At 70.0% G+C, this 15,234-nt stretch carries 11 protein-coding genes and 1 tRNA gene; 3 read left to right on the forward strand and 9 right to left on the reverse strand.

Annotated elements, in window-relative coordinates; all coding sequences use genetic code 11:
* Nucleotides 1–32 precede the first annotated feature (32 nt).
* On the reverse strand, nt 33–740 hold the full coding sequence (locus J2X21_RS14715; RefSeq protein WP_404667347.1) for a methyl-accepting chemotaxis protein: 708 nt from the start codon (nt 738–740) through the stop codon (nt 33–35).
* On the opposite strand from J2X21_RS14715, the gene J2X21_RS27160 reads away from it, so the two are divergent.
* Nucleotides 655–1,479, forward strand: coding sequence for a response regulator (locus tag J2X21_RS27160; protein ID WP_404667348.1), 825 nt, complete (start codon nt 655–657; stop codon nt 1,477–1,479). The two genes, J2X21_RS14715 and J2X21_RS27160, sit on opposite strands and share 86 nt — an antisense overlap.
* 49 nt (nt 1,480–1,528) lie before the next feature.
* Here the strand turns inward: J2X21_RS27160 and J2X21_RS14725 are convergent, their stop codons facing one another.
* Entirely contained in the window at nt 1,529–1,774 is a 246-nt protein-coding gene (locus J2X21_RS14725) for a hypothetical protein (protein WP_310329885.1), read from the reverse strand.
* A 228-nt stretch (nt 1,775–2,002) separates the two neighbouring features.
* On the opposite strand from J2X21_RS14725, the gene J2X21_RS14730 reads away from it, so the two are divergent.
* On the forward strand, nt 2,003–3,964 hold the full coding sequence (locus tag J2X21_RS14730; RefSeq protein ID WP_310329888.1) for a rhamnogalacturonan lyase: 1,962 nt from the start codon (nt 2,003–2,005) through the stop codon (nt 3,962–3,964).
* A 62-nt stretch (nt 3,965–4,026) separates the two neighbouring features.
* Complete coding sequence (locus J2X21_RS14735) at nt 4,027–4,827, forward strand: ParB N-terminal domain-containing protein (protein WP_310329891.1); 801 nt, start codon at nt 4,027–4,029, stop codon at nt 4,825–4,827.
* On the opposite strand, the gene J2X21_RS14740 is transcribed toward J2X21_RS14735, so the two are convergent.
* The 7 genes from J2X21_RS14740 to J2X21_RS14770 all read right to left on the reverse strand — a co-directional run bounded on the left by J2X21_RS14740 (nt 4,828) and on the right by J2X21_RS14770 (nt 15,193).
* Nucleotides 4,828–5,379, reverse strand: a complete 552-nt coding sequence (locus J2X21_RS14740; protein ID WP_310329894.1) for a hypothetical protein — start codon at nt 5,377–5,379, stop codon at nt 4,828–4,830.
* Nucleotides 5,380–5,424: 45 nt separating this feature from the next.
* Entirely contained in the window at nt 5,425–7,134 is a 1,710-nt protein-coding gene (locus J2X21_RS14745; RefSeq protein WP_310329895.1) for a PQQ-dependent sugar dehydrogenase, read from the reverse strand.
* A 2-nt stretch (nt 7,135–7,136) separates the two neighbouring features.
* Nucleotides 7,137–10,169, reverse strand: a complete 3,033-nt coding sequence (locus J2X21_RS14750) for a glycoside hydrolase family 2 TIM barrel-domain containing protein (protein WP_310329897.1) — start codon at nt 10,167–10,169, stop codon at nt 7,137–7,139.
* Between the two features lie 9 nt (nt 10,170–10,178).
* Nucleotides 10,179–12,089: a glycoside hydrolase family 88 protein gene (locus J2X21_RS14755; RefSeq protein WP_310329899.1), complete on the reverse strand. Its 1,911-nt coding sequence runs from the start codon at nt 12,087–12,089 to the stop codon at nt 10,179–10,181.
* Between the two features lie 283 nt (nt 12,090–12,372).
* Nucleotides 12,373–13,683 carry a cytochrome P450 gene (locus J2X21_RS14760; RefSeq protein WP_310329900.1) on the reverse strand — a complete coding sequence of 437 codons (1,311 nt, stop codon included), beginning with the start codon at nt 13,681–13,683 and terminating at the stop codon, nt 12,373–12,375.
* 122 nt (nt 13,684–13,805) lie between these two features.
* Nucleotides 13,806–13,882: transfer RNA gene (locus J2X21_RS14765), tRNA-Met, on the reverse strand.
* Between the two features lie 60 nt (nt 13,883–13,942).
* Nucleotides 13,943–15,193: a glycoside hydrolase family 26 protein gene (locus J2X21_RS14770; RefSeq protein WP_310329901.1), complete on the reverse strand. Its 1,251-nt coding sequence runs from the start codon at nt 15,191–15,193 to the stop codon at nt 13,943–13,945.
* Between the last annotated feature and the right edge of the window lie 41 nt (nt 15,194–15,234).

A 15,234-nucleotide genomic window follows, 5' to 3' on the forward strand; every position in this document is an offset into this window, starting at 1 on the left:
GCCGATGCGGGAGGCTGGCGCATCCTAGCCGCTCAGAAGGACGCCCAGGCGCCCTCGGGCTCGACCTCAAGTGCAGCCGGCTTGGGCGCGGGCTTGGGCACGTCACGGACCGCAGCCTTGGGAGCCGCCACCGCGCGCGGCGCGGCAGGATTCGCCACCGGCCTGGCCGCCACCGCCGGCGCCACATGGCTGCCCACGTTGAACACCGCCACGGTCTGTGCCAGGTGTTGCGCCTGATGGCGCATGCTCTCGGCGGCCGCGGCGGACTCCTCCACCAGCGCGGCGTTCTGCTGCGTGACCTGGTCCAGCTGCGACACCGTCTGGCCCACCTGCTCGATGCCCTGCGTCTGCTCGTGGCTGGCCGAGCTGATCTCGCCGACCAGGTCGTTGACGCGCTGCACCTGGGCCACGATCTCCTTCATGGTCTTGCCGGCGTCGCCCACCAGGCGGGCGCCGGTGTCGACCTTCTCCACGCTCTGGCCGATCAGCGTCTTGATCTCCTTGGCGGCCTGCGCGCTGCGCTGGGCCAGCGTGCGCACCTCGCCCGCCACCACCGCGAAGCCGCGGCCCTGCTCGCCCGCGTGGGCCGCCTCCACGGCCGCGTTCAGCGCCAGGATGTTGGTCTGGAACGCAATGCCGTCGATGGTGCCGATGATGTCGTTGATCTTCCTGGAGCTGTCGGTGATGTTCTGCATCGTCGACACGACGCTCTGCACGACGCTGCCGCCGCGCTGGGCCACCTCGCGGGCGCTCTGCGACAGCTGCGCCGCGGCGCGGGCGTTGTCGGCGTTCTGGCACGGTGGACGTGATCTCCTCCATCGACGCCGCCGTCTGCTGCAGGCCTCCAGCGTGTGCTTTGAAGACGGCCTCAGGCGCTGCCTGGGCCGCACGGACCTCTACGACCGCATCGCCCGCCGCTTCCTGGACACCCGCCCGGGCGACGCCCAGCGCGCCCGCGCGGCGCTGGCGATGCCACCGCACCGGCTGGACGGCCTGCTGCAGAAACCCGTCACGCCCTCCACGCTGCTGGACACCTTGTACGGCGTCATGCTGGGCGCCGACCTGATACGCCGCCCCGAGCCCGAGGCCTGGCAGCCCGACAGCGTGCGGCTGCAAGGCCGTGTGCTGCTGGTGGAAGACAACGACATCAACCAGCTGGTGGCCGTGGGCCTGCTGGAAGCGTTCGGCCTGCGGGTGGACATCGCCGCCGACGGCGCGCAGGCGCTGGAGATGGCCGCGGCCCAGCGCTTCGATGCCGTGCTGATGGACGTGCAAATGCCGGGCATGGACGGCTTCGAGGCCACTGCGCGGCTGCGCCAGCTGCCCGGCCATGCGGACACGCCCATCATCGCGATGACCGCGAACTCCATGCCCGGTGAACGCGAACGCTGCCTGGCGGCGGGCATGTCGGACTACGTCGCCAAGCCCATCGAGCCGGAGCTGCTGGAGAACTGCCTGCGGCGCTGGCTGGCGCCCTGATAAAACAAAACCCGCCAGCGGCGGGTGGGGACTGACGGCAGCGGGGTGTTCAGACCAGCCAGACGGCCGGCTGGGCCGACGCCACCGTCGTCGTGTCGCGGCGGTGCTCGATGACCACGCGCGGCAGCTTGGCCACGACCGGCACCTCGGCCCGCTTGCCGACGATCACCACGCGCTCCAGCGTCACGACGCCGGCGACCGGCGCGGCCGTGCGGTCGGCCAGGCCCGCGCCGATTGCGGCGGCCGCGGCGACGGAAGCGATGGCGACGGTGAAGGTCTTGGCGAAGGTGTTCATGGCGGGCTCCGGTGGGTTTGCTGTGTCAGTGAATGCAGTGTCTTCAGCCGCGTGGCGCGCCGCGAGCGGCAGGCGATGAACCGCCAGCGGGGGCGGATGAACTGCCACTTCCCGGTGCCGGCCGGCGCCGGCCGGCGCGACCCGCGAATCGCGCAACGCGTTGACCGTTGCCGACGGGTGGCCGGTCCTACGATGGTTCGACACCCCGCTGCACAGGACTGAGCCGCCATGAATCCCCTTGGTTATCGCGTCATCACCGGCATGGCCGCGCTGGGGCTGGCAACCGGACTGAGCGCGCAGACCCCTGCCCGCTGGCTGGAATTCCTGGACCGTGGCGCCGTGGCCGTGCCCGCGCAGGACGGCGGTGTGCTGGTGAGCTGGCGGCTGCTGGCCACCGACGCGCCGGGCACCGAGTTCGACGTCTACCGCGACGGCGAGAAGCTCAACGCCCGGCCGCTGACCGGCGCCACCAACCTCGTCGACAAGGCGGGTTCGCCGCGGGCGACCTATGTGGTGAAGACCCGCGTGCAGGGCAAGGACGTGGCCACGAGCGCGCCCGCGCCGGTCTGGGCCGGCGGGCGCCTGAGCCTGCCGCTGCAGCCGCCCGCCGGCGGCACCACGCCGGCCGGCGAGGCCTACAGCTACACGGCCGGCGAGGCCAGCGTGGCCGACCTGGACGGCGACGGCCGCTACGAGTTCATCCTGAAGTGGGACCCGACCAACGCCAAGGACAACGCCTTCGGCGGCTACACGGGCGAGGTCTATCTGGACGCCTACCAGCTCGACGGCCGGCGCATGTGGCGCATCAACCTCGGGCCCAACATCCGCGCCGGCGCGCACTACACGCAGTTCCAGGTCTACGACTACGACGGCGACGGCCGCGCCGAGCTGGCCGTGCGCACCAGCGACGGCACCGTGGACGGCACCGGACAGGTGCTGGGCGACGCCAAGGCCGACTGGCGCGAGAGCGACGGCGAGCGGCCCACGCGCGACCGCACCGGCGCCAAGGTGCTGGCCAACGGCAGCATGGTGGCCACCATGCAGGGCCGCATCGTCAAGGGCCCCGAGTTCCTGACCATGTTCGACGGCCTGACCGGCAAGGCGCTGGCCAGCGCGCCCTACTGGCCAGCCCGTGACCCGCGCACCGACGCGCCGACCGAGGCGCAGATGAAGGAGGTCTGGGACGACGGCTATGCCAACCGATCCGACCGCTACCTGGCCGGCACGGCCTACCTGGACGGCGAACGCCCCAGCATCGTCATGGCGCGCGGCTACTACGGCCGCACGACGCTGGCCGCCTGGGACTGGCGCGACGGCAAGCTCACGCGCCGCTGGACCTTCGACAGCGCCGAGGGCGATCAGAGGGCCTTCGGCGGCCAGGGCAACCACCAGCTCAGCGTGGCCGACGTGGACGGCGACGGCCGCGACGAGATCATCTACGGTGCGATGACGGTGGACGACAACGGCAAGGGCTTGTGGACCTCCGGCCTGCTGCACGGCGACGCGATGGCCGTGGGCGACCTGGATCCGACACGCCCCGGACTGGAGCGGTTCGGCGCGCACGAGGTGCCGCAGCGCAATGGCGGAATCGGCTCGGCCATGCTGGACGCGAAGACGGGCCAGGTGCTGTGGAGCACGCCGGCCGAGAAGGACACCGGCCGCGGCGTGGCCGCAGACATCGACCCGCGCCACGCCGGTTCGGAGGCCTGGGCCAGCAACTCGGACGTGCTCTACACGGCCCAAGGCAAGCCCGTTGACGGCGTGAAGCGCCCGCGCGAAATGAGCTTCGTCACCTGGTGGGATGGCGACGAGTTGCGCGAGCTGTTCGACCGCAATCGAATCAACAAATGGGACTGGACCGCCGGCACGTCGCGCACGCTGCTGGAGGCGGCCGGCGCCGTACAGAGCAACGGCACGAAGAACACGCCCATCGTGCAGGCCGATCTGCTGGGCGACTGGCGCGAGGAGGTGGTGTGGCGCAGCGAGGACAGCCGCTTCCTGTACGTCTACACGACGCCCCACCCGACCGAGCGCCGCCTGCCCACGCTGATGCATGACGCGCAGTACCGCGTTGCCGTCGCCTGGCAGAACACCGCCTACAACCAGCCGCCATACCCGAGCTTCGAGCTGGGCGTTGGCATGAAGGAGCCACCGGTGCCGCGCATCAACACGCGGCGGCTGCAGCGCTAGCGGGTTGGGGGCTCTCTAGAATCCGCCCCCTTTTGGTTAGCTCCGCGCTTGCATCCGGTTCCATGGATATCGTCGTCAACGAAGAACTCAAGGCCTACATCGACCCGCTGACGGCGGAAGAACACGACGCACTGGAGCGCAGCATCCTGGCCGAGGGCTGCCGCGACGCGCTGGTGCTGTGGGGCAATGTGCTGGTGGACGGCCACAACCGCTACGGCATCTGCACCAAGCACGGCCTGCCCTTCCAGACGGTGCAGAACACGCGCTTCAAGTCCATGGAGGACGTGCACCTGTGGATGATCGACCAGCACCTGGGCCGGCGCAGCATCTCGGACTTCCAGCGCGGCGTGCTGGCGCTGCGAAAGCGCGAAATCGTCGCCGACCGGCGCGCGCGCAGCGCGGCGCAGGACACCCCTGCACCCGCACCCGAACAGGTCGCTGAACCTGTGACGCCCGCGGCCGCCGCCGACGCGCTGCAAACGCGCGAGGCGCTGGCCAAGGCCGCGCGCCTGAGCAGCAGCCAGGTGGTGCTGATCGAGAAGATCCAGAAGCAGGGCACGCCCGAGCTGGTGGCCGCCGTGAAGGCCGGCGCCGTGTCCATCAGCGCCGCCGCGGCCGTGGCGACGCTGCCCGCGCAGGAGCAGGCCGCAGCCGCGACCGCCGGCGCCGAGGAGTTGAAGCAGGCGGCCAAGCGCGTGCGCGAATCCCGCCGCCGCACGCCCGCACCGGCGCCCGAAACCGAAGCGGAGGCCCCGGTCGCTGCCGCGCCGGCGCCGCAGCACACGATCGAGTCGCTGCTGCAGCGCGTGGCCGAACTGGAAGCCGAGAACGCGGCGCTGCGTCAGCAGCTGGCCGCGCGCTGATCAGTCGCGCGACTCAGGCAGCCAGCCCAGCTGCTGCTCTATGGCCTCGCGGATGGGCGTGCGCTGGTCGGCGCAGGCGCGCTGCACATACTCGCGCGCCTTGGCCTGCGTCTCGGCGTCCAGGCCGCGCAGGTAGTCCAACGCCTCGTCGGCGCCGGTCGGCACGCGGCCGAACTCGCCGAGGAAGCGCGGCTTCAGCGCCGTCCAGACCACCGCGTCCACGCCCTGGGCCGCGGCCCATTGCGCAATGTCGGCGGCGCCGACCTCGTGCCTGGGTTCGGGCCCCGGCCACAGGCCGATGGAGTCGGGGCCGGAGGCCTCGCGGCCGGCCAGCGCCTCCTGGGCCTGAGCGGGCGTCGCGTAGTCCAGTTCAACCCAGCGGGTCGGGCAGCGCGCGCCGTCCGCGGTCAGCACCAGCGTCAGCCGGCCGTCGCGCGAAGTGCGGGCGAATTCGAGGGGGAGATGGGGGCCGCCCGTTTGCCAGGGCCCCTTGCAGCGGAGCACGTCCGGTTTCCAGACCAGCGAGCCCCACCCGATACAGACGATTTTCACGGGCGATAGCTTAGCCGCGCGCGGCGTCGCTCCGGCCGGACCGCCCTACTTCGGCGACACGCGCCAGATCTCGCCCGTCACATCGTCGTCCACCAGCACCGAGCCGTCGTCCTGCACCGCCACCGAGCTGGGGCGGCCCCAGACCTCTCGGTCGCTGACGACGAAGCCGGTCATGAAGTCCTGGTAGCGGCCCGTGGGCACCCCGTCCTTCATGAACACGCGCACGACCTTGGATGCGGCGCGCGTGTGGCGGTTCCAGGAACCGTGGAAGGCCAGGAAAAGGTCGCCGTCATAAGTCTTGGGGAAGGCGGCCGGCGCGTTCGGCGCAGCCTCGTACATCACCATGCCCAGCGGCGCGGAATGGGCCATCAGCAGCAGGTCCGGTGCGGTCACCTTGTCGCGCAGGTCGGGCCGGTGGCCGGCCAAGCGCGGGTCTTCATGCGAGCCGATGTAGTACCAGGGCCAGCCATAGAAGGCGCCAGGCTTCACGCGGGTCAGGTAGTCGGGCGGCAGGTTGTCGCCCAGCAGGTCGCGCTCGTTGATGCTGCAGATCAGCTCGCCGCTGCGCGGGTGCACGTACATGCCGACGCAGTTGCGCAGACCGGTGGCGAAGGTGCGGCGGTTGCTGCCGTCGGGATCGAAGGCCAGCACCAGCGCGTGGCCCTCCTCTTCGCCCCAGGCCGCGCCCAGGCCGTGGCGGGCTTCCCAGGTCGCGATGGGCACGGGCGGCGCACGGCCGATGTTCTCGGCCACGTTGGTGGCCGAACCGATGGACAGGAACATCGTGCGGCCGTCCGTCGAGAACGCCAGCGTGCGCGACGAGTGCGAGCCCACCGCCGCGCTGAGTCGGGGCACCACCACCTCCGGCTCGCCCGCGGCGACCAGGTCGCCATTGCGATAGGGGTAGCGCACGATGGCATTCACGAACGCCACGTACAGGTACTGCGGGTTGGCGCCTGTCGGCCAGAAGGCCATGCCGAACGGCCGGTCCATGCCCGACGCGAAGGTGCTGATGGTGTCGGCCGTCTCGCCGGTGGACGAGCGGAACACCTTGACCAGGCGCTTGGTCGTGGACGAGATGAAGATGTCGCCGTTGGGCGCCTTCACCATCACGCGGCCGCGGTCGGGGTCGCGAGCCCACAGCTGCGCCTTGAAGCCTTCCGGCACCGACGGCAGCACGCCCTCGGGCCGCGGCACCGTGCGCGGGCCGTTGCTGGCGCTCTCGGTGGCATAGGGCTTGGGCAACTGCGAGACCTTCAGCTCGTGGATGCGGCCCGGCTTGTCGGCGCTCCAGTGGCCGGGGTCGTCGGCGGGCTTGATGGGTGGAGTGACCGGCCGGGCGGCGGCTTTCGCGGGCTGGCCGCCCGTGAGCTGCGCCAGGTAGCGGACCAGCTCGGCACGCTGGCCCGCATCCGCCACGCTGACCGGCATGGTGGTGCCCGGAGCGAAGCGCGCGGGGTCGGCGAGATAGCGCTCCAGCTCGGCCGCCGTCCAGGTCTTGCCCAGCGCGCCCAGGCTGCCCAGCGCGTCGGAGTAGCCAAAGCCGGCAGCGCCACCGATCCTGCGCCCGACCACGCCGTGCAGCCCCGGCCCCATCAACGCTCGCCCATCGGGCGACACGGTGTGGCACATCGCGCAGTTGCCGTCGAAGACGCGCTTGCCGGCCTGGGCGGTCTGCGCCTGCGCGACTGATGTGGCCAGCGCAAGCCCCAGTGCCGCCAGGCGCAGGCAGTCCTTGATGTTCAGTGGATTCATGGTCAGAAGCGCAGCCGCAGGCGGCCTGAATAGTGGCCCGTCGCCGTCGACGGGCCGCCCGCGGGACCCGTCAGCTCGGCGGCCTGCATCTTGGCGCCCATGCCCGGGATGGCATGCAGAAAGCCGATGTCGCTGGCCGGGAAGTCCACGCTGGTGGTCGGAAAGTCCGCCAGCCGCGCGCCAAGCTGCAGGAAGCCCGCGCCCTCGCTCTCCAGCACCAGGCTGCCTGACGTCGAGTTCAAGCGCAGCCAGCGCGGGTCGGCGTAGTAGCCGGCGGGCGACGCGATGTCGTGCACGCCCAGCACCGGCCCGCGCAGGCGGTTCTGCCAGACCGGGTTCGGCCCGCGCATCAGCGCGCGGATGCCGCTGAGTGTCGCCAACGGGCTGTCGAAGCCGATGCCGTGGTACAGCACGGCGCCTTGCAGCGGGTAGGCGTAGTCCAGCACGAGCAGGCCGTCCTCGCCGAGCGTCCAGCGCACGCGCTCCAGGCCACCCGCGCCGGGCGCTTCCAGCCAGGCGCCTTGAGGCCCCGTGCCCGTCATCAACGCAACCGGCAGCCCGGGCACCGCGAAGCGCTCGGGCTCGAAGGCCAGACGCAGCGAGACGACGGTGGGCGTGCGCCTGGCGCCGGCCAGCCGCGTCACGCGCACGGCCTTGACGGGCTGCGGCGGGAAGATGTGGGTTTGGCCGTCGCGCGCCACGCGCGCGCTGTCATACACGGTCTTCCAGCGCTGGCCATCGGCCGACAGCTCCAGCCGGAAGCCGGCCCAGCCGTCCGTCTCGGCCAGCCGCAGATCGATGCTGGCGATGTTGGCCATCGTCGCGCGGGGGAATTCGTAGACGCCATCGCCGGTGGCGGTAGGCGCCTGCCAGTCCGGCTCGGCCGCCGGCCGGGGCCGCGCGACGACCAGGCGTGGGCCGTTGGACAGAGCTTGCACATGGCGGCCGCGGGCGACTTCAAGCAGCAGGCCCGTGCGCGCATCGAAGCGGGCCGACACGGCACCGGCTTGCAGCCGGATGCTGTCGTCGTCACGCATGACGGTGGGCGTGCCGGCGCGCGGCCCCGTTGCGGCCGATGGTCGAGCCGGTGCGGCCCAGACCCAGGTCCACAGCGACTCGTCACCTCGCGCAGCCGTCAGGCGCAGCGCATCCGCCTGCCGCCACACCGCCGGCAGCGGCAGCTTCAGCTCGCCGGCCGCCTGGGGCGCAACACCTGGCCCCGCCATGTCGCCCTGGGCCAGCACGCGCGCCTCGTGGCTGCGGTCCTGCGGCCCCGCGAACCGCAGCCATTCCCATCGGAAGCGCACCTCGTTCAGTGCGGTGAAGTCGTACTCGTTGCTGAGATTCAGTACGCCGTCGAAACGGCCGTCCAGCACGGGCGGCGCGATCTGCACGGGCGACCAGATCTCCCGCACCGTGTCGAAGCTGGCCTCCTTCTGCAGGTGCGGGCCGACGATGCCGTCCGGCGCGTAGCTGCCGAACAGGTCGATGCGCCCACCCTGGTCCGTGCGCACCAGGCCTTCGTCCGCCAGATTCCACAGAAAGCCACCAGCGCCGCGCGGCGAGGCCTTCATCGCGCGCCAGTAGTCGTCCAGGCCCGCGCCGTGGCCGCCGTCGAACAGGCCGTGCAGGAACTCGGTGGGCAGCACCAGCATGTCGCCCGACAGCCGGCGCAGCAGGTCGGGGTAGCGCGGGTAGTGCTTGGTGTCGATGCCGCCGAACGGCTCCCAGGGATGGATGACCGGCCGGGCCTGCGGGTCGTGCAGCGCGAAGTCGACGTCCAGCTCGCGGTTCCAGCCGCCCTCGTTGCCGTTGGACCAGATGATGATGCTCGGGTGGTTGACGTCGCGCTCCACGAGCGCGCGCACCAGCTTGCGGCCCACCTCGGTGTCATGCGCCTTCTGCCAGCCGCTCAGCTCATTGATGACATACAGGCCCAGCTCGTCCGCCGCCTCCAGGAAGGCCTTCTCGGGCGCGTAATGGGCCACGCGCATCGCGTTCATGTTCATGGACTTGATGAGCCGCGCATCCTCGTACGCCTGCGCGCGCGACACGGCACGGCCCGTCTCTGGTCGGAAGCTGTGGCGGTTGATGCCCTTGAGCATGATGCGTTGTCCGTTCAAGTACAGGCCCTGGCCCTCGCGCACCTCGAAGGTCCGGAAACCAAAGCGCTCGCTGCTTTGATGGACCGCCTTGTCGCCGTCGAACAGCGTGAGCTGCAGCTGGTACAGGTGCGGCGTCTCGGCGGACCACAGCCGCGGCTGCGCGATGCGCCCCTGCAGGCGCACGCGCCCCGCGCCGCCGGCGGGGATGGCAACGGCGAACGGGCCACCCACCGCCGCACCATCGCGCGTGGCGACCTGCGCGACGACCCGGGTCACCGTGCGCGGCGCGCGCAGCGTGACGTCGGCCGTCAGCTCACCGCTGGCCTGCGCGTTGATGGCCACGTGCGCGATGGACTGCGCCGGCGAGGCCTCCAGCCACACCGGCCGGTAGATGCCACCGAACACCCAGTAGTCGCCGTGGCGCTCCGCGATGTCGGTGGCCGTCGCCGCGGAGGCCTCACTGACCTGCACCTCGATTTCGTGCGCCTTGCCCGGCGTGACCCAGCGCGTGATGTCGTGGCTGAAGCGGTTGAAGCCGCCCTGATGCACGGGTCCCACCTCCTGGCCATCGATCTTCACGAGCGTGTCGGTCATTACCGCGTCGAAGACCACGCGCACCGTGCGGCCCTGCCATTCCGCCGGCACCGTGAAGCGGCGCTTGTAGATCGCCGTGTCGGCCGCACGCGGGCCTTTGTAGTAGCCGTACTGGTAGTGACCGAAGCCTTGCTGTTGCCAGTTGGACGGCACCAGGATGCGCGCCTGCTCGCCCGCGCGCTGGCCGCCGCTGATCGTGAAGTCCCAGGGTACCGCGTCGTCCGGACCGGTGCCGCTCAACATCAGCGTCTCGGTGCGCGGCGCGTCGGCGGCGTGCGCGAAGCTGCAAAGCAGCAGGCCCATCAGGCCCATCCAGGTGCGGCGCAAGATGCTCATCGTGGCTCTCTATTTCGGGTCGAAGTCCAGCCGCTGGGCGGCCACATGGGCTTCCCAGGCTTCGCGGGTCTTGAAGTCCAGCCCCTGCTCCCACGCGGAGCCGATGTAGTAGACGAAGGGCCGGCCCGGCGTCACGCGGACGCGGATCAGGTGGTTGTCGGCGTCGGCGCCGGCGTCGACCACCATCGCGGGCTCCACGCGCACGGCCGTGCCCATCGCGCCATGCCTGGCGTGGGCCGGCGTCCAGAACATCAACAGGCCGCGCTTCGCGTCCACCGTCAGCGTGCCCCTGGCCGTGCCCACCGGCGTCTTGTTCAGCCCGATGCCGACGATGAGGTCGCCGGGCCGGTCGGACTCGATCAGCGACTGCAGCCGCGTGAGGTGAGAGCCCAGCAGCAGCGTGAAGCGGCGCGTCTCCCACACGCGGCGGTCCACGCCCACCGGCCACGGCGCGTAGCTCACCTGGAAGGACGCCACGTCCGATCCGCTCTGCAGGATCTGGTGCGAGGCCCAGTTGCGCGAGACCCAGAGCTTGTCGTCGAACCAGATGCCCAGCCCGCCCACACCGCGGCTGCCGCCGACGCCGTAGAAGTCCAGGCCCTCGCCGTGGTCGTCGTGGTAGTTGGGCGTCTTCAGCTGCCGGTCCATGAAGGGCCAGCGCACTTTCTTTGCCCAGGCATCGATGCCCGAGCCGGACGGCGGCTCCGCCTTCTGCAGCGCCGGCCCGTAGATGCGGTGCGCGACCTTGTCGTTCTCCCAGATCAGGTCGTCGGCCCGGTCGGGCGCGTGGCGGGCGACCGCGCGGGGCACCCGCTCCTCGGCCGTGGGCGGCCGCAGCGCGTGGGGGCCGGTGGCCGGCGTCGTCGACGCCAGGTCGGCCATCGCGGTGCCGGCCAGCAGGAAGGCGCCCACGCCGTAGAGCTGCGTGTCGTCGCGGCTCACGTCGTCAGGCCGGTCGCTGACCGGCTGCACATGGCCCAGTTTGCCGTCGGCATGCACCGCCCGCAGCAGCGCGGCCCAGCCCTTGCGCGCCGAGGCTTCGTAGGCGCCTCGGTCGAGCACGCCGCGCTGCACGCCCCAGGCCAGGCCGTAGGTGAAGAAGCCCGTGCCGCTGGATTCGGGCGGGGTGTCGGGCCCATTGGCCAGCAGCGACGGCGCCCAGTAGCCGTCATCCTTCTGCAGCGCCTTGAGCCGCTGCGCCATGCGCTGGAACAGCGCCACCATGCGCGCGCGGTCCGCGTCGCGCTCGGGCAGCCGGTCGATGATGCGCGCCAGGCCCGCGAACGCCCAACCCACGCCCCGGCTCCAGAACAGCTTGCGCCCCGCCGCGTCGCGACGCGTGAAGAATCGGGAGTCGCGGAAGTACAGGTTCTCTGAGTTGTCGAACAAGTAGTCCGTCGTGGCCCAGAACTCCTTCTTGGCGAACGCCGCATACCTGGCGTCGCCGGTCTGGTTGCTCAATTCAAACCAGATGGCGGGCGCCATGAACAATGCATCCGACCAGCACCAGCGGGATTGGCAGCCCAGCGCTTCAAAACCAGTGCCGGCGCGATGCTCGGTGAATTCCAGCGCCACCATGGAGGGTTTCTCCAGGATGGCATCGAATTCAGCCTTTACCTCCGACGCCGCAATCGCTCCCGCGCCATTCCTGGCCGCCCACAAATAGGCCTGCGCGATGGCCTGGTCATCCGCAAAGTATTTGCGGGCGGCGAGTTTCCATTGATTGGCTTCACCGCGCTGCAGGATGAATTGCCGATAGCGCGGATCGGCACTGCGGTCTGCCAGTTCGGTCATGCCCACCAGCAGCGCAGCCTGCACCCAGCCCCTGGGATTGGGGTAGCTTTCACCCGTCTTGATCGGGTTCAGCCCGGCGGCCATGGCGGTGATCTGGTAATCCGCGACGCGCTGCAGAACAGCCATGATTTCTGCAGGTGCCGCCGGTGGTTTCATACTGCCGGCCACGGGTTCCGCGCAATGCGCCATCGGGGTGAACGCAGCCATTGCCACCAGAATTGCAGCGCGAAATATTCCACCCATATGTGTTCGCCCTGGATGTCCCGACCGGCTTCTGCCGGATCTCCATATGGAAAACACCTCGAATCCAGATTCAGGGTGTCGCGCACCGCCCCACACGCTCACGCTCGGCCACATGGCCGGTGGGTCGGAAATGGGATGGTAGGTGGGAACGCCGGGAAAGGGCTGCTCAACTATTTGAGCAGTTGTATGACATCGCACCACGACTGAGGTGCAGCGACTTCATGCCGCGATAGAGCGGGGACGACAGCCAGACGGGTTCGGCCGCCACTTGCAACTGGGGCCATCTCTTCAGGCAGGCACTGAATGCATGCTCGGCCTCGAGCAGCGTCAGTTGTGCCCCCATGCAGAAATGGGGGCCGGCACCGAACGAGATCGGCATGCCGACCTGCCGCCCCAGTTCCAGCGACTCGGCATCGGCGTACCGACCCGGGTCGCGATTGGCGGCGCCCAGCAGCGGCAGCACCAGGTCGCCGCGCTGGATGTCCACGCCGTGGAGTTGGAACGCGCAGGTCGCCCGGCGCGCCGTGTACTGCACCGGGCTGTCCCAGCGCAGCAGCTCCCGCACTGCCGTGGCGAGTCGCTGAGGCGCGTGGGCGATCGCCAGCCGGTCGGCCTCCTGCAACAGCCAGTACAGCCCCGTGCCGAGGAAATGGCGCGTGGTCTCCAGCCCGGCGAACAACATCATCACGGCCTGCGACAGCAGCTCCTCGAAGGACTCCAGCCGGCCGGCTTCGTGATGTCTCAACAACGCCGCCACCAGCCCCTGGTCGTCGAACCGCCGTTGCGCGATGACGCACTCCAGATGCTCGGCCAGCGTCAACATGCCTTCCGCCGCAGTGCTCGCTTCGTCCTGCGTGGGTGACAGCGAGCCGAGAAAGCCGGCCACATCGATGGAACTGGCCAGCAACTCGTCGGACGCCTCGACGCTGACGCCCAGCAGCTTGCCGATCACGCGCAACGGCAAGTGCTTCGCGAAGGCATCGATGAAGTCGAACGTCGCGTCGGCGGCCGTGCGGCGGTCGATGTCGTCCAGCAGCTCGGCCGTGATCTCGACGATAGCGCGCTGCATCGCCGCCAACCCCGCAGGCTGAAAAGGTGCGGACATGAGGGCGCGCAGCTGCGGATGGCGGGGCTTGTCCGCGAACAGCAGGGCCCTGGAGAACAGCCGCTGCATGTCGGACAGGCGCGCGCCGCTGCCGCTCGCGCGCAGCTCCCGGCGCAGGATCCATCCCGCCGTGCGGTGCGCCGACAGGCGCGGATCCTTCAACGCGCTCTGCACACCGTCGAAGGTCGTCAGCACCCAGGCGCCGTTGAAGGCCGCCTCGTCCCAATGGATGGGCCCTGCCGACCGCAAGTCCCGATACGCCGCATACGGACCGAGCGGCCCGTGAGCCCCGAGCGCTACCGGCACCGCTGGACGTCGCAAGCGGTCTCGAGATCCGCTGAGGGACTGAACGTACGGGGCTGTCGGCGCCAATGAATGGTGAACATGCGGTACTGCAACTGCTGACCATCGAAGCCCGCAACGCCGACACGGGCGAAACGCAGGCCGCAATAGAAAAACCCGCTGAGCTTGCGACTCAGCGGGTTCTTTTAATTTGGTTGCGGGGGCCGGATTTGAACCGACGACCTTTGGGTTATGAGCCCAACGAGCTACCAGACTGCTCCACCCCGCGACTGAAGCTAGCAGTATATACGAGTTTTGGCCTTCTTGGCCAGATCGCCAAGAAATCGATTCAAGGCTGTGCGGCAGGCTTGTCTGCCAGGTACTTGCCGTCGGCGCTGAGCTCGGCCCGCCACAGCGCGCGCAGCCGCGGGTTCACGTCCAGACGCGTGTCGCCCCAGTTGCCCTCGTTGCAGCCCGCGAGCTTCTTGCCTTGCGCATCGACGCGGCACTGCCAGTGCGTGTAGCGCTGCCAGTCGTCGCTGATCATGGCCACCGCGCGGATGCTGTCGCGGTTGGCGCGCACGAAGGCGAGGAAGGGCTGGTACCACTCGCGCCAGACCTGTTCCGGCGCCAGCTTCTCGCGCACCGGCTTGCCGGTCTGGCGATAGGCATAGAGGCCGGTCGCGACGTCGTAGTCGAAGCCGCGCGCGGCGGCCTCGGCGACGAGGATGGGCTTGCCCTTCTTCTTCAGGTGGTCGACGACCGTCTGCAACGTGCCGTAGCCGTCGTGGCAGTCCTGCGGGTCGAAGACGGACACGCCGGTCCAGTCGGCGTCGTCGCCGGGATACCAGGCGTCCAGCACCGCGCCGACGTTGTTCATGTCGACGTTCTGCACCGTCCCGCGCGCCTTGCCATCCAGCGCCAGCGGCTTAGCGGCGATGAGCCGGCCCGGCGTGATGCCGGCGTTCCACGCGTCATGCGACGGGCACAGCACCGCAAGCTGCCAGACGGTGGCGATGTTGTCGGCCTTCTGCGCGCGGATCTCGGCGCGCATCTTGGACCAGACCGTCTTGTAGGCCGACGGCCAGTAGCCGTTCCACGGCCCCTCGGCCTCGTAGCCTATGCGCAGCAGCACCGGCCGGCCCGTGGCCTTGAGGTCGCCGATCATGCGCTGCACATTGGCCCACAGCCGGTTGCCCTCGTTGCTACCGCTGCGGTTGCTGCCGGTGGCGAGGTCCACGTCGAGCTGGTTGGCCATCCAGAAACCCACGGCGATCGCGCTGCCCTGCAGCTGCGGCGTGCCGGTGATGAAGGCCAGGTCCTGCGGCCCGAAGCCCTCGGCGTACCAGCTGGCGGTCTTGCTGCGGCTGCCGTCGGCCAGCGTGAAGCCGCCGGAGTCCAGCGTCGGCGCGACATACATCGTCAGTCCCCAGGGCAGCGGCATGCGGCTGTCCAGCATGTAGTGATGGATGCCGTCGCGGGTCTGGCCCACGAGCACGGCCGTGCGACCCTGGGGGTCGGTGTGCGGGCCGCCGATCGGCGCGGCAGCCAGGGATGAGCAAGCCAGCGCAAGACCGGCAGCCAGGGTTCGGAACATCATCATGAAAGCGCTTTCTAGTGCCGGCGCGATTGTGTAGGCCG

Origin of the sequence: Roseateles asaccharophilus, from assembly GCF_031458115.1 — a bacterium.
Lineage (GTDB): Bacteria > Pseudomonadota > Gammaproteobacteria > Burkholderiales > Burkholderiaceae_C > Pelomonas > Pelomonas asaccharophilus_A.

What these genes read in the sequence shown, in the direction of transcription:
- J2X21_RS27160 (WP_404667348.1), top strand. Translation starts at nt 655, where the DNA reads ATGTCGTTGATCTTCCTGGAGCTGTCGGTGATGTTCTGCATCGTCGAC.
- J2X21_RS14725 (WP_310329885.1), bottom strand. Translation starts at nt 1,774, where the DNA reads ATGAACACCTTCGCCAAGACCTTCACCGTCGCCATCGCTTCCGTCGCC.
- J2X21_RS14730 (WP_310329888.1), top strand. Translation starts at nt 2,003, where the DNA reads ATGAATCCCCTTGGTTATCGCGTCATCACCGGCATGGCCGCGCTGGGG.
- J2X21_RS14735 (WP_310329891.1), top strand. Translation starts at nt 4,027, where the DNA reads ATGGATATCGTCGTCAACGAAGAACTCAAGGCCTACATCGACCCGCTG.
- J2X21_RS14745 (WP_310329895.1), bottom strand. Translation starts at nt 7,134, where the DNA reads ATGAATCCACTGAACATCAAGGACTGCCTGCGCCTGGCGGCACTGGGG.
- J2X21_RS14750 (WP_310329897.1), bottom strand. Translation starts at nt 10,169, where the DNA reads ATGAGCATCTTGCGCCGCACCTGGATGGGCCTGATGGGCCTGCTGCTT.
- J2X21_RS14755 (WP_310329899.1), bottom strand. Translation starts at nt 12,089, where the DNA reads ATGGCTGTTCTGCAGCGCGTCGCGGATTACCAGATCACCGCCATGGCC.
- J2X21_RS14770 (WP_310329901.1), bottom strand. Translation starts at nt 15,193, where the DNA reads ATGATGTTCCGAACCCTGGCTGCCGGTCTTGCGCTGGCTTGCTCATCC.